The sequence below is a fragment of the Hyphomonas sp. J20-32 genome (assembly GCF_055808555.1).
Window position 1 is genome coordinate 2,190,048 of the sequence record NZ_CM147873.1, and the last position, 13,215, is coordinate 2,203,262.

13 protein-coding genes are annotated in these 13,215 nt (G+C 62.3%); all 13 read right to left on the reverse strand.

Translation table 11 applies throughout. From position 1 onward, the window contains the following. Positions 1-67 precede the first annotated feature (67 nt). The 13 genes from AC0L7I_RS10685 to AC0L7I_RS10745 all read right to left on the reverse strand — a co-directional run bounded on the left by AC0L7I_RS10685 (position 68) and on the right by AC0L7I_RS10745 (position 13,215). Positions 68-3,223, reverse strand: a complete 3,156-nt coding sequence (locus AC0L7I_RS10685; protein WP_473396415.1) for an efflux RND transporter permease subunit — start codon at positions 3,221-3,223, stop codon at positions 68-70. A gap of 14 nt (positions 3,224-3,237) precedes the next feature. Beyond that, a complete protein-coding gene (locus AC0L7I_RS10690; RefSeq protein ID WP_473396416.1) occupies positions 3,238-4,488 on the reverse strand; it encodes an efflux RND transporter periplasmic adaptor subunit in 1,251 nt (416 codons plus the stop codon). A gap of 252 nt (positions 4,489-4,740) precedes the next feature. After that, complete coding sequence (locus tag AC0L7I_RS10695; RefSeq protein ID WP_473396417.1) at positions 4,741-5,229, reverse strand: hypothetical protein; 489 nt, start codon at positions 5,227-5,229, stop codon at positions 4,741-4,743. A 1-nt stretch (position 5,230) separates the two neighbouring features. Continuing rightward, entirely contained in the window at positions 5,231-5,983 is a 753-nt protein-coding gene (gspN, locus tag AC0L7I_RS10700; RefSeq protein ID WP_473396418.1) for a type II secretion system protein N, read from the reverse strand. Further along, on the reverse strand, positions 5,980-6,459 hold the full coding sequence (gene gspM / locus AC0L7I_RS10705) for a type II secretion system protein GspM (protein WP_473396419.1): 480 nt from the start codon (positions 6,457-6,459) through the stop codon (positions 5,980-5,982). Before gspM ends, gspN begins: the two co-directional genes overlap by 4 nt. A gap of 78 nt (positions 6,460-6,537) precedes the next feature. Next, entirely contained in the window at positions 6,538-7,611 is a 1,074-nt protein-coding gene (gene gspL / locus AC0L7I_RS10710; protein ID WP_473396420.1) for a type II secretion system protein GspL, read from the reverse strand. Next, the gene (gene gspK / locus AC0L7I_RS10715; RefSeq protein ID WP_473396421.1) at positions 7,611-8,576 is read right to left on the reverse strand and encodes a type II secretion system minor pseudopilin GspK; all 966 of its coding nucleotides are present in this window, start codon (positions 8,574-8,576) and stop codon (positions 7,611-7,613) included. The genes gspL and gspK overlap by 1 nt, the downstream gene beginning before the upstream one ends. After that, positions 8,573-9,178, reverse strand: coding sequence for a type II secretion system minor pseudopilin GspJ (gene gspJ / locus AC0L7I_RS10720; protein ID WP_473396422.1), 606 nt, complete (start codon positions 9,176-9,178; stop codon positions 8,573-8,575). The genes gspK and gspJ overlap by 4 nt, the downstream gene beginning before the upstream one ends. Next, entirely contained in the window at positions 9,175-9,546 is a 372-nt protein-coding gene (gene gspI / locus AC0L7I_RS10725) for a type II secretion system minor pseudopilin GspI (protein ID WP_473396423.1), read from the reverse strand. The genes gspJ and gspI overlap by 4 nt, the downstream gene beginning before the upstream one ends. Next, entirely contained in the window at positions 9,539-10,033 is a 495-nt protein-coding gene (locus AC0L7I_RS10730) for a prepilin-type N-terminal cleavage/methylation domain-containing protein (RefSeq protein ID WP_473396424.1), read from the reverse strand. Before AC0L7I_RS10730 ends, gspI begins: the two co-directional genes overlap by 8 nt. A gap of 8 nt (positions 10,034-10,041) precedes the next feature. Beyond that, the gene (gene gspG, locus AC0L7I_RS10735) at positions 10,042-10,491 is read right to left on the reverse strand and encodes a type II secretion system major pseudopilin GspG (RefSeq protein ID WP_473396425.1); all 450 of its coding nucleotides are present in this window, start codon (positions 10,489-10,491) and stop codon (positions 10,042-10,044) included. A gap of 26 nt (positions 10,492-10,517) precedes the next feature. Next, positions 10,518-11,726 carry a type II secretion system inner membrane protein GspF gene (gene gspF, locus AC0L7I_RS10740; protein WP_473396426.1) on the reverse strand — a complete coding sequence of 403 codons (1,209 nt, stop codon included), beginning with the start codon at positions 11,724-11,726 and terminating at the stop codon, positions 10,518-10,520. Next, positions 11,713-13,215, reverse strand: a complete 1,503-nt coding sequence (locus tag AC0L7I_RS10745) for a GspE/PulE family protein (protein WP_473396427.1) — start codon at positions 13,213-13,215, stop codon at positions 11,713-11,715. Before AC0L7I_RS10745 ends, gspF begins: the two co-directional genes overlap by 14 nt.

Consider the following 13,215-nt stretch of genomic DNA (forward strand, 5'->3'; position numbering starts at 1 on the left):
GCGGCCAAGTGATTGAAGGCAAGAGCCTAAGCTCTGTTGCCTCCAACCATTGGCACGTGGCGCCTGCCTACTCGGCCGGAACGGGCGCGAGCGTTTCCAGCGCGTCCTCGTTGAGCAAGGCGTCGAAGCCGGGACGCGGATTGCCCGAAATGAGGTAGCCGAAGAAGCGTTTGATGTCCGCGCCGATGCCGTAAAGAGCAGGCACGAAGAACAGGGTTACGAGAAGCGCGAACAGGACACCGAAGGCGAGGCCGACGGCAATCGGGATCAGGAACTGGGCCTGGATCGAACGTTCCATCATCAGCGGGAGGAGGCCGACAAACGTGGTGAGCGAGGTGAGCAGGATCGGCCGGAAGCGGCGGGTGCCCGCCTCGATCAGCGCGCGGGCGCCGTCCATGCCCTTGTCCCGGAGCTGGTGGACGTAATCCAGCAGGACGAGATTGTCGTTCACGGCCACGCCGGCCGCAGCCATGATGCCCATGTAAGAGAGGATGCTGAGCGGGAAGCCCATGACGAGGTGCCCGACCATGGCGCCCGTGAAGCAGAACGGGATGGCGGCCAGGAGGATGAGGATCGGTTCCGCATAGGATTTGAACGCTACGGCGACGAGGAAGTAGGCGACGCCGATGGCAATCAACAGGAAGGTCAGGATTTCGGCGAGGAATTCGGCCTCGCCCTGGGCCCGGCCGATGCTGCCACGCCGGACCTGTGGGTGGGCCTTGTCGAATTCGTCAAAGAAATCCTCGTTGAGGTCGCCACGGATTTCCGTGATGCGCTCTGCAACGACTTCGGCACTGACCACGATGGCGCGGCGGCGTTCGCGGCGCTTGATCTGGGAAATGCCTTTTTCGAAGCGAATGTCGGCGACTGCGTAGAGGGGCAGTTCACGGCCATCGGCCGTTCGGACGCGGATATTGTTCAGGAAGTCGAGGGATTCCCGGTCGGCGCGGGGATAGCGCACGAAGACGCGGACATCCTCGCCGTCACGGGGCAGGCGCTGGACTTCCTCGCCATAGAAACCCTGGCGCACCTGGCGGGCGACATCGGCTGTCGTGATGCCGAGGGATTCGGCGCCGGGTTTCAGGTCGAACTGGATCTCGTCGGTCGCGCTCTGCACATCATTCACGACATTGTAGACACCGTCATAGGTTCGCAGTTTGGCCATGAGATCTTCGGCTGCCGCGTTGAGCGCGTCGAGATCGGTCGAGTTCAGCATGTACTGGATCGGCGGATCGTTATCGGTGTTCCTGTAATTCACCGTGATCGTTTCGGCGTCCGGGACTTCGCCGATTAGGGTGCGCAGGCGCTCGGCGGTTTCCTTGGCCGTCAGGGTGCGTGTTTCCGGAGGAACGAGTTTGACCAGAGCCAGAATGTTGTTGTCGCGCGAACGCGTGTACCAGTTCTCGATCAGCTCGCCTTCGCCATTGGTCGACGCGTTGATCTCTTCCTCGAGCGCCTTTTCACCTGCCTGTATCTGGGCCAACACTTCGAGCGACCGGGAATAGGGTGTGCCTTCCGGCATTTCCACGGTGACTTCGATCTGGTCGGACTCTGTCTCCGGAAAGAAGACGGTCTTTACCAGCCCGTTGGTGAGCAAGCCGACTGACAGGATCATGCCGCCAACGAAAATGGACGCCGTGAGGTAGCGGTGGCGCAGTGCGCGGAGCAACAGGGGCCGGTAGGCGCGGCGCGAAATCCACACGATGCTGTTGGCTATGGACGCCTGGAAACGGGCAACGCGGCTTTCCGGGTTGACCGCTTTCAGATGGGACAGGTGGGCTGGCAGGATAAGCAGGGATTCAATCAGCGAGAACAACAGGGCGAAGATCACGACGAGCGAGATGGAGCGTGTGAACTCGCTGGTGCCGCCTGAGAGGTACATCCATGGCGCGAAAAAGATCATGGTCGTGAAGACCGCGAAAATGACGGGCTTGATGACCATTGTGGTGCCGTTTACCGCCGCGACCAGGCCTTCCTCGCCATCTTCGGTGCGCGAGTGGATGGCTTCGCCAACGATAATCGCATCGTCCACGATCACGCCAATCACGAGCAGGAAGGCGAAGGTCGAGATCATGTTGAATGAGACGTCCGACATCGGCAGGAGGGCAAGGCCGCCCGCGAACGCCGTGCCGATGCCGATCGCGACCCAGATGGCGATGGCGGGACGCAGGAAGAGCAACAGCGTGATCAGGACAAGGAACAGGCCCGACAGGAAATTGGTACCTATAAGGCGGATACGGCTCATATAGTCGACGGCGGAATCCTGCCAGATCGTCATTGAGATACCAGGCGGCAAGTTTTTCACCGCTTCATCGAAATACGCGTTTACGTTCTTCGACATCTTCACGATGTTCATCTGCGGGCCGCTCATGACCTGAATGAGAATCGTGCGCTGGCCGTTGACCGTGGCGAGGAGGTTGACCTCTTCGAACCCGTCGATGACTTCCGCCATGTCGGAGACGCGCACGACAGCGCCATTCGGCATCTGCTTGACGATGATGTTTTCGAACTCGGCCTGCGTGTCCGCCTGAGACCGGGTGCGGAGCTGGACATTGCCGCCATCGCTGCGGACATTGCCGGCCGAGATGTTGACCGATGTGCTGCCGACAGCGGCAGCGACTTCGGACAGGCTGACGCCATAGCGGCGGAGCGCCTCTTCGGAGACCTCTATGGATATTTCCTCGTTGCGCACGCCGAAGAGTTCGACGGACGGGACATGGCCAAGCAGGCCTATCTCGCGGCGGGTCGCTTCAGCGAAATGCTTCAGCTCCTGCTCGCTGACCGTTTCGTCACCGGCCACGGCGACGCGGATGATCTCGTACCGGCTGCGGAAAACGTCCAGTTGTGGCGGTTCGGCGGCGGCCGGGAACGTGCTGATGGCGTCGATCTGGCGCTTCAGGTCCTGAAGGAATTTGCCTTCGTCGAGATCCTGGTTGCCAATGATAATGAGGCTGCCGACCCCTTCACTGGAGACCGAACGCAGTTCCTTGATGCCTTCCACCGAACTGACAGCTTCTTCCATCCGGACGGTGATCTGCTCCTCTATGTCCTGCGGGGAGGCGCCGCGCCAGACGATGGATATCTGGGCGCCCGGGAATTCGACATAGGGTTCAAGCTCGCGCTCCATCCGGAAGAAGGCGACGATGCCCCCCAGGATGATGGCGACCATCAGCAGGTTTGCGGCGACCTTGTTGCTTGCCCACCATTGAATAATTGCCGACATGCCCCCGGCCCTTCCTATTTTTCAGCCATACTGGCGTCGGCCGCAAAAGCGGTTTCGAGCCGGTCGACAGGTTTGATTTTCATTCCGTCGGATGCCGCACGCACGGGCGATGTCACCACGCGTTCGCCAACTTCAATTCCCGAGGTGAGCACGAGACGTTCCCGCTCGGAGAAGGCGACTTTGACCGGGCGGATCTCGAGTGTTTCATCGTCGCGGGCGACGTAGACAGTGTCCTTGCCGCGAAGCGCTGTTCGGGGAAGGACGACACTGTCATCCAGCACGCGGCCGTCGATCTCGGCGTCGACAAATAGGCCGGTGGCGAGGGGTGTGCCGTTATCGGCCCCTTTGCCGTATGGGTCCTGGACCTCGACATACGCGAAGAGCACGCGGGTATCGGGATCAAAGCCGCTGTCAGTACGCGTGATGCGACCGGACCATGTGTGCGGCTCGCCGGCGACGGTGGCTGACAATGTAACGTGGGGGCCTGTGCGGCCCGGCGCTTCGGAAAAGCCAATGCCGAGCCCGAGATTGGCGAGGTCCGAATCCGTCAGCGCGATGGCGATGTCGACCACGTCACTGGCATAGATTTCGCCGAGGCGCGCGCCGGGAGAAACGTAGGCGCCGATATTGACTGTTTTCTCTCGCACACGGCCCGTGAACGGCGCGACGATACGTGTGCGGGCGAGCTGGAGCCGGGTGTCGTCAAGACGCGCTTGCGCAGAGGCGAGTTGGGCTTCCGCCTGTGCGCGCTGCGGGCGGCGAAGCGTCAAATCGGAAACCTGGTCGAGACCAAGCTGTTCGGCGCCCTGGCTGGCGATCTGGCCTTCGGAGATTTCCTGGAGGAGGGCCGTATGGGCTTGGGCAACGGCGGCTTCTGCCTGCACGATACCCAGTTCGTATTCGCGCGATTCGAGTCGGACCAGCGTTTCGCCACGCTCGAACTGCCCGCCTGCCAGGAATTTGGGAGAGACATAGGCAACCCGGCCGCTGATCTCGGATGCGAGCATGACTTCGGAACGGGCTTTGACCTCGCCCTGACCGCGAATGGTCATCGAAACAGGTTCGGATTGCGCCAAAGTGGTGAGCACGGGGAGGGCTTCGATGATCTCGGCCTTTTCTTCGGGAGCAGGTTTCAGCGCGCCCATGGCAACGAAGCCGCCGACAGAGCCGATGAGCACGAAGACGGGCAAGGCCAGAAACAGGATCCGCTTGATAAGAAGGCCAAGCCTGAACGGCGGCTTCTGGTCGGTTTCAGCATAGGTCATGGTTCAGGTACCCGTTCCGGTCTTTGAATGCGTCGGCGCGGATAGGGACAAACCTCACCTTGCCGTGGTGAGTCTGGATAACATCGAAATTATTGAAAAACAATAAGTGATACGCGATAAACGACAAAGTTTTGTTGTTTATCAGTTTTTTGCGAGATTGAGCGCCAGGATTGCTTGCAGAATCCCAAACACGGCGCCAGCGCCGAGGGCGGGGGCGTTAATCCTGGTTGGCGATGTGTTGCGTTTGACTGTTCAGCGAAGCTCTGGCTGGCAGGCGCTGAGGCCGAGAACCGGCATCATGGTTTCCCAGCCGTCCTTGCCGACGAGCGACAAGCGCCCATCCTCGATCCGTTGGCCGCCATCGAGCATCTCGCCGGGCTTGAAGGTGAGGCCAACATTACCATCAGGCGAACGGTAGATCGTCTGGGTCATGAACTGACCGAACAGGTCGCCGCTGGACGACGTGAGTTCGAGTTGGGATTCGGTGCCACCCATGTTCATGACCGCCTTGTCCGATCCGGCTTCGGTGAAGAAGACGAAACGGACAGGTTCTGATTGCGTCCACAGGAACAGGCCGCAGGCACCTGGGGCAAGTGTCTGGGACGGCAATTCGCCGGCTCCGGCGATCAGCTTCGTTGCCGACGTGGCGGTCTGAGCGGGTGCGGGATTACTCGCGCAGGCCGGAAGCATGGCCATCGACGCCAGCAGGGCTGCGAAACAGATGGAATGAGAATGGCGCATACTAGTTTCCTTCGACCAATGCTGCTTCCTGATGCAGCGTGTAGCCGTTCCCTGAATTTGTGAAGCCCATTGCCGCGAGGGCGGCGGTGGCCTGAGGATCTAGTCGTTCGACATGCACTTCCATTCCGGTGCGCCCGTCGGGGCGCGCGCGCAAGGTGATTTCAAAGCGTTCGCCATTGGGGCCATCGCCGGTGAGGGGCAGTTCAAGGTTACCGTCGCTGCAAGTAGGCGCGCCCGCCAGCAAGGGCCAGTCGCGTCCATACTGGACGCCAAGTCGCCGGACGAGATCTAGCTGGGCTACGCCGCTGGCGGTCCTGCAATTGCCGGTCCTGTCGATGTTGCCTGCAGCATTGGAAAGCTTCAGTATACCTCCGACACGGCGCAGTTCGGGGTGCACGCCGTTCATTTGGCTGATATCGAGTTCAGCCGAAAAGCCGGAAAGGTTCATGGATGATCCCGACAGTTTGAGTTTGCCGCGCGCCCGGCCTACCTGACCGACCCACTTCACGTCGGAGGCGATAGCGCCCGAGAGCAACGAGAGCGGTGCGGACTCGACTTCGAGCGCGCCAACCGGCTGACCCCGATAACCCAAGCCGGTGACCTGACCGTGCCAGACCGTACCGCGTGCCTGTTGCCAGCTGACGCCTTGATCGACGAGGCCCGTATTGCGCATGACGAACGACAGCGGCACGCCCGACATGATGCCGAACATGAGGGCGACGACGAATACAAGTATGAGAGGGAGGCGCTTCATCCGGCCGACAGGCCTCCGAATTCAAAGCTGGAGCGGACAAGACCTGATCCTGCCTGGCTGATTGTTGCCTTGCTGGCCTCGAGCCCAGCGCTGCTGCGCAGTTCGAACAACCAGGCAAAGACATTCTCGGCATTGGTATCGTCGACCTGAACCGTGACCACGCCGTCGGCGCTGACCTGTACGCGGGCAATTGAGAGGCCGCGGCGCGTGGCTGCATCGAGGATGGCCCGCCGCCGGGCGTCGGCGTCGAGAGTGGCGCCGGAGTTTGCGTTCGAGCCGGCAGCTGAAGAGAGTCCGCGAGACGTCATCAGGTCCAGCGTACGCGAGGCCTGTTCAGCCCGGAGGCCGGCAGCAGATCGTTGCGCCAGCATCGGAAACAGGATGAATTGAAGCAGCACGATGAGCGACAGCAATGCTGCCGCCGCGCCGACGAGAGTCCGTTCGCGCAGGCTGAGTTTGTCCCACCATTCTGTCATCGCGCGGCCTCCAGTGTGAGGTCGCCGAGGACCTGTCCGTCCTGCTGGCGGGTATCGCCAAGCGAAACGGCGATACCGTCAGGATTCGAGTGCGCTCTTCAGGTCGGCGTCGCTGCCGAAGTCCGGATAGGCCATGTTGGCCAGAAGGCGTCCGGTGGCACGATCATATCGCAGGCCCTGGATCGAGATTCCGCTGTCGTCCGGAACGGCTTCGTAAAGCAAGGCAGTCGCCTCAAGGAAGGGAAGCCTGTTCGCGGCAGGCGCTGTGTCCTGGCTCCGGACGGCCGATGCGAGGTTCGCCGGAATGGGCGCGTCCGGGAAGGCGGCTGCATACGTGGTGTGCGCCTGGCGATCGAGCGCGGCAGCCAGGCGCGACAGGGCGTGAGTTTCGAGTGCGGTAACGGACAGGAACGCCACAGCCGCAGCAGCGGCCAGGACTAGCGCCGGACGCCAGGCGCCGATCCGGATATCGGCTTTCCGTTGGCTGACGAAGGCACCCTGGCGCAGGTCTGTCAGTGGTGGGCCGTCTTCAGCCCATTGTGCAAGTTGTGCGACAAGTGGCAGGGAGGACGGCTGGGCCGAGGCGACGCCGAGGCGACGCGCGAGCGCGCTTCCGAATACGGTGACAGGCGCTTCGGATTTGTTGGCGATTGCCCTGAGGGCGTCATCGGGGAGATGGGCATCGGCTGCGAAACGGCGACCGCCGAGCGAGAACAGGACGTGGCTCCCGGCCTCAATGGCGACAGGCGTGGCGGGCAGGACCGAGGCGTCAGCGACGAGGCGAGCCGTCATGAGGCCAGCAGCATTCAGGACAGACACCCAGTGTTCCATCAGTGCCGGATCGACGATGTGAACCGGGCGCGAACCGCCGGGCAGCGGCTGGCCGATGGCGACGTGGACGTCTTCGACTGCAACGGCGAGGTCGTCTTCCAGCGCGAAAGCAGCTGATCGCCGCAATTCTGCTGCGCCCTGACTGGGGAGGCGGGCATCGAAACAGCCGACCCCCGTTGCCGGCACGAAGACCACGATCTCGTCGCTGGCATCGATGTTGGCCATGTCAGCCGACATCAGGCTCATGCCCCTGTCAGTCGCCGAGGCAAACTCGATCGGCTCTCCTTCTGTCGGAAGCATTGCATAGAGGCGCCGAGACATCAGAGGTCTCCCGTTGTGCGCTGGATGAGGCTGGCCTTGCCGCCCTCGTCCACAGCATAGGTCAGCTTGAGGGTTTCCTGCGTTGAGCCAGAGACGATGCGCGCTGTCAAACGCAGGCTGGTCGGTCTGAGAGCGATCATAGAATCGTTGCGGGCGGCAACGGCAATGGACTGAATCTCGCTTTGGGCAAGAAAGGTGTCGCGCGTCAACCAGCCTGCCAGCGGGCGCGCCCGGATGACGGATTGTGCCTGTTCCATGCTGAGTTCGCCGGAGTAGAGCGCGATCAGCAATGGCGCACCGGCCTCACGAAGGGTTTCGATGTTCAGCGCAGACTGGTGCGTCGATGGCCTAACGCATACCAGTGGCCGGATCGACTGGATGATTTCGGGTGTGAAGCCTCTTATGGCGTGGAGTTCCGACAGATTGGCCAACCGGGCATTGGCAGCGCGGTACGGTGTTTCGAGCGTTGCATAATACGCGTCCTCGGCGCCTGTCGGACGCGGGTTGGCATTCGTGTCGATCCAGTCGGCCAGGCTTTCGGCCAGTGCACGTGCGTCTGACCGGAACAGGCCTTGTGCTTCGAGCAAGGCCTGGAACCGAATATGGTTTGTGTCGCCCGGTTCTCCGGTAATGGTGTTGAGATTGAAGCAATTGGAATCGTCGGAGAGTGTCGCCTGAATGACACCGCCTTCGAATGGCAGGGTGATCGCCTGACCGGTTTCCAGGGCCTGTCGGATCGTGTCGTCGTCAAGGTCCTTGAGACGCGAAATGGCGACAGCGCCAATCGCTTCTGTCGAGCGCGCCGCCCATAGGGTCTGGGACCGCTGGGCAGAGACATGCGCGAGGCTGATTGACCGGCCGAGCGCATCGACGGCTGCCAGAGCGGCAACGGACATGACGGCCACGATCATCAGGATCGACAGAAGCGCGGCGCCGCGGTCTCCGGGTGGCGGTGACTGGGTCATGGCGTTGACCCCACCATGTACTGCAGTGTCAGTTGGTCCGTGTCGGCGAATTTCAAGACGAGTTGCACCAGGTCCGGGTGCCGCCCGTTAGCATCGGCAGGCCATTCGTCGAACCATACGCCCTGCTGGCGGTAGCGGATTGTCAGATCGGACACGCCGTCGAGAAGCGCGCGCTCCACAACGGGCGTATTACGGACCGGGTCGGGCCGAAGCCAGGCTTTGCGGATCAGCTGGCCGTCTTCCAGACGATAGGCCACACGTTGGAGGTCGCTGCGGTCGCCCCCCACTCGCGGGTCGGACCAGCCTGACCGGACGAAGCTGATCAAATCGCCTGTTTCGATACCCCTGCGACCAGAAAATCCGACGGCGGGATTGAAGTCGTCGGGTGCCGTTGAGGGGCGCTGGGTCATCTCGCTGAAATCGGCGCGCAACAGGCCATTGGCCGCCTCCAATGCGCGGATATCGGTCATGCGGGCATCGATGGCGCGGCTGGCCTGCAGCGTCTGAAGCATCATCAACGTTCCCGCCGTGGCGAGCATGGCTGTGACGCCGAGCGCGACGAGGGTTTCGACGAGTGTGAATCCGGAATCCTGGTGTTTCATTCGCCCGCCCTCAGGGCCTGAATGTGGGAGAGCACCTGACCGGTTTCCGGCATGGTTACAGTTACATCGACGAGGTACAGGCCCTCTTCCTGTGTGGGCGATACAGTGCGTGTCCAATCAAACGTACGACCGCGCTGCGTGGACGCGCCGGCGATCAGGCCGGTTGGGAGCGGCGGGGGCAGTGTCATGACGTCGGCCATTCGGTTGCCGGCTTCGATTTCGGCAAGGGCACGCAGGTCGACCTGCTTGGCGCCGACCGTTGTTTCGCTGCTGAGGTGAATCAGGCCGACGGCCGCAATCGAAAAGACGCCCAGCGCGGCGAGGACTTCGACAAGCGTGAACCCGGATTGCGATGTGCGCTCAGGCATCGGGTGCCTCCCAGATGACTTGCCCGTTGGGGGCTATCGTCAGCGTGATCGTCTGGCGGTCGCGCATGAGTGTGAGGGGCGCGCCCTGGGCGGTGCCTGTCGCGTCGAGGATGATATCCGGAACAATGGCATCGGTGCCGGACGTGGGCTGTGAAGGCGTGCGTACCGTGTCAAAAGCAATATTTCGCGCGAATGTGACGGGCTTGCCCGGGGCTGGCGACCAGACCTGGTTCTGCCAGCTCACGCGTTGGTAGCCGTTTTCGCGCATCAACAGGCCCTGGGGCACGCCGGTGACGAGCGACAGGTCGAGCGCCGAGGCGACGTCGTGCTCAAGACGCATTGCGGCCTCGGTCAGCGGATCCGTTTTCGGGCGCATGGTCATGCTGACCATGCCGGCCGCGAGCGCCATGATGAACACAGCGACCAGCACTTCGGTCAGGGTCATGCCTGCTTCGGTGGATGGGTGATGGTCGCGAGGTGCTGTCATCTCAGGTGTCAGTTCCAGTTGCCGATATCGTCTTCATTTCCGGGCTCGCCGTCCGGGCCGGCGGAAAACACGTCATAGGCACCACCGGAACGCGGTCCGGGTACGGAGTAATGATAGTCATTTCCCCAGGGGTCCTGCTGGACGCGCTTGATGTAGCCGCCGGGGCGGTACTGGTCGGCCTTGGCGCCGGACGGGGGTGTCTTGAGTGCGGCCAGGCCGGTATCGGCGCCGGGATAATTGAACATGTCGAAGCTGTATTGTTCGAGACCGCTTTCGAGCGCGGCGATGTCCGAACGGGCGCGGTCGATCCGGGACTTGCCGAGCACGGGGCCGACTGAGATCACGACCGCCGTGGCGAGCAGGGCCATGATCGACACAGTGACAAGCAGTTCGACGAGCGAGAAGCCGGCATCCTTCGTGGCGAGCGCTTTTTTCTGGTCGTCTTCGGCGTGGGGCATTGAAGTCTCCTGTTGGGTCAGCAGCGCTATTGCAGCGCCAGCGTGTTGAGCTGGATGATGGGAAGCATGATCGACAAAACGATCATGCCGACAAGGCCGCCGAGCACAACAATGATGATCGGTTCCATCAGGCTCAGGGCAGTTGATGTGGCGTTCTCGAACTCTTCTTCGAGGAATTCGGCCGCGCGCGTCATCATGCCGGGCACATCACGCCCCGCTTCGCCGCTGGCCACCATGTGAACCATCATCGGCGGGAAAGCGCCGGTGGCTTTGAGCGCTGCGGCGAATGAGCCGCCTTCACTGACTCGGACGGCGATGTCGTCCGTGGCCTTGCGGAAGACGCTGTTGGACATGGCGCCGCGTGCCGCCTGAAGGGATTCCAGAACCGTGGCGCCAGATGAGGAGAGCGTCGAAAAGATGCGCGCAAAGCGGGCAGCCGACACGGTGCGGGCCAGGTTGCCGATGATGGGCAGTCGCAGGACAAGGCGGTCCAGTGTCTCGCGAATACCGGGTGTGCGCAGGAGGCGTGTGAGGAAGATGACGGTACCAAAGAGTGTGATGGCGATCAGCCAGCCCCAGTTGCGCAGCAGGTTCGATACGGCAATGACCTGCTGCGTCAGCCAGGGCAGGTCAGCATCGAACATGTCGAACTGTTCGACGAGGCGCGGGACAACGAGGATCATCAAGGCAACGACCATGCCGATGGCGAGCGTCGCGAGCAACGCAGGATAGATCAGCGCGGACTGCACCTTCTGGCGCAGGCGCCAAGTGTTCTCGAGGTAGACTGCGAGGCGTTCCATGACTTCGCCCTGGCGGCCCGACATTTCACCCGCCGCCACGACCGACTTGAACAGGGGCGGGAAGGCGCGCGGCGCTGTTCCGAGCGCATCGGCAAAGCGGGAGCCTTCTGTCACTTCATTGCGGACGCGGTGGAGGATGGCGACGGTTTCCGGCTTGGCATCACTGGCTGCAGCGGTGAGCGCCTGTTCGACAGTGAGGCCGGACTGGAGCAGGACGGCGAGCTGGCGCGCAAGCAAGGCGCGGTCTTTCTCCGAAATGCGGCCGCCAGCGCCCTTGCCACCACATGTTGTCTTGGCATTGAGCGGTTGAACATCGACCGGCATGAGTTCACGCATCCGCAATTCCTTGCGGGCGGCTCGGGGACTGTCTGCGGAGATGACACCGCGCAGACGCTTGCCGACATTATCGACAGCGACATATTCAAACGCTGCCATCGCGGGCCTCCTTGCGGCAGACGCGCAGGACTTCGGTTACGCTGGTCTCGCCGGAGAAAACATAACGCCGGGCATTTTCGATCAGGCGGTGATGGTCCGCGAAGGCGGCCGCCTCGATGGCGTCTTCTGTCGCATCTGCGTGGAGCAGGTTGCGAACGGCATTGTCGACAACGAGGAGTTCGTAGATCGCGATACGGCCGTGAAAACCGGTATTGCCGCAGGCCATGCAGCCTTTGGGCGTATAGTGGGTGAAGGATTCGGCAGGCGGCAGGTCCAGCGCTTCGTATTCAGCGGCTCCGGCGGTCGCTGGCTGTTTGCAGACGTCGCAGAGCTTGCGCACGAGACGCTGGGCCATGACGGCGCGAAGTGTGGAGGCCATGAGATAGGTCTCGACCCCCATGTCGCGCAGGCGCGTGATGGCGCCGGCTGCGCTGTTGGTGTGCAGGGTGGAGAAGGCGAGGCGCCCGGTGGAGGCGAATTCGAACGCGGCTTCAGCGGTTTCGAGGTCGCGGATTTCACCCACCATGACGATGTTGAAATCCTGGCGCAGGATATTGCGAAGGGCGCGCGCGAAGGTCAGGCCGACCTTGGCATCCATCTGGGTCTGGCTGATGCCCGGCAGGCCGTATTCGACCGGGTCTTCCAGCGTCATGATGTTGACGCTGCCGGTGTTAAGGCGCGAGATCGAGGAATAGAGGGTCGTCGTCTTGCCCGAGCCGACGGGGCCGGTGACGAGGATCACGCCGTTCGGTTGCTGCAATACCTGGTCGAACCGCTGGTAGGTATCGGAATCCATGCCGAGCTGTTCGAGCGTGAGCAGGGCGTTCTGTGTGTCGAGGAGGCGCAGGGCGACACGTTCGCCGAAGCGGGTCGGCAGGATGGCGACGCGTACATCAATGGACCGCCCTCCGGCCTGCAGCGAGATTCGGCCATCCTGGGGCAGGCGCTTCTCGGCGATATCGAGACGAGCCATGACCTTTATCCGCGAGACCAGCGGCGCGGCGAGTTTGCGTGGCGGCGTCAGGACTTCAACCAGATCGCCATCGATCCGGTAACGGATCGATAGCTTGTCTTCGAAGGGGTCAATGTGAATATCGGAGGCGCGGCGCTTCACGGCTTCATAGATGAGGCCGTTAATCAGGCGGATGACCGGCGCATCATCGCTTCCGCCGAGCAGGTCCGCTGCTTCCGGGATGTCGTCGATCAGGCTTTCGAGACCGCCCCGGCTGGCGACGGCGGCTTCGATGTCTGTCGCGCCGAGTGGGCCCTGGCTGAACGCGAGCGTTAGTGCCCGGTCGAAGCTGGCAGGGTCAAGAGATTCAATTGCGTGGGAGCAGCCTAGCGCCCGGCGCGCTTCGATCAGGGCCATCACATCAGCGCCCGTTCGCACGCCGACAGTCAACGTGTCGCGATCAGGCAGCACGATGAGTCCCTTATCCTTGGCAAAGGCGTAGGTGAACTGGCGGGAGGATTCGGCGTGTGTGCTCAT

Excerpts from the sequence above, each read along its gene's own strand:
- AC0L7I_RS10685 (WP_473396415.1), bottom strand. The coding sequence starts at position 3,223 with ATGTCGGCAATTATTCAATGGTGGGCAAGCAACAAGGTCGCCGCAAAC.
- AC0L7I_RS10690 (WP_473396416.1), bottom strand. The coding sequence starts at position 4,488 with ATGACCTATGCTGAAACCGACCAGAAGCCGCCGTTCAGGCTTGGCCTT.
- AC0L7I_RS10695 (WP_473396417.1), bottom strand. The coding sequence starts at position 5,229 with ATGCGCCATTCTCATTCCATCTGTTTCGCAGCCCTGCTGGCGTCGATG.
- gspN (WP_473396418.1), bottom strand. The coding sequence starts at position 5,983 with ATGAAGCGCCTCCCTCTCATACTTGTATTCGTCGTCGCCCTCATGTTC.
- gspM (WP_473396419.1), bottom strand. The coding sequence starts at position 6,459 with ATGACAGAATGGTGGGACAAACTCAGCCTGCGCGAACGGACTCTCGTC.
- gspL (WP_473396420.1), bottom strand. The coding sequence starts at position 7,611 with ATGTCTCGGCGCCTCTATGCAATGCTTCCGACAGAAGGAGAGCCGATC.
- gspK (WP_473396421.1), bottom strand. The coding sequence starts at position 8,576 with ATGACCCAGTCACCGCCACCCGGAGACCGCGGCGCCGCGCTTCTGTCG.
- gspJ (WP_473396422.1), bottom strand. The coding sequence starts at position 9,178 with ATGAAACACCAGGATTCCGGATTCACACTCGTCGAAACCCTCGTCGCG.
- gspI (WP_473396423.1), bottom strand. The coding sequence starts at position 9,546 with ATGCCTGAGCGCACATCGCAATCCGGGTTCACGCTTGTCGAAGTCCTC.
- AC0L7I_RS10730 (WP_473396424.1), bottom strand. The coding sequence starts at position 10,033 with ATGACAGCACCTCGCGACCATCACCCATCCACCGAAGCAGGCATGACC.
- gspG (WP_473396425.1), bottom strand. The coding sequence starts at position 10,491 with ATGCCCCACGCCGAAGACGACCAGAAAAAAGCGCTCGCCACGAAGGAT.
- gspF (WP_473396426.1), bottom strand. The coding sequence starts at position 11,726 with ATGGCAGCGTTTGAATATGTCGCTGTCGATAATGTCGGCAAGCGTCTG.
- AC0L7I_RS10745 (WP_473396427.1), bottom strand. The coding sequence starts at position 13,215 with ATGAGCACACACGCCGAATCCTCCCGCCAGTTCACCTACGCCTTTGCC.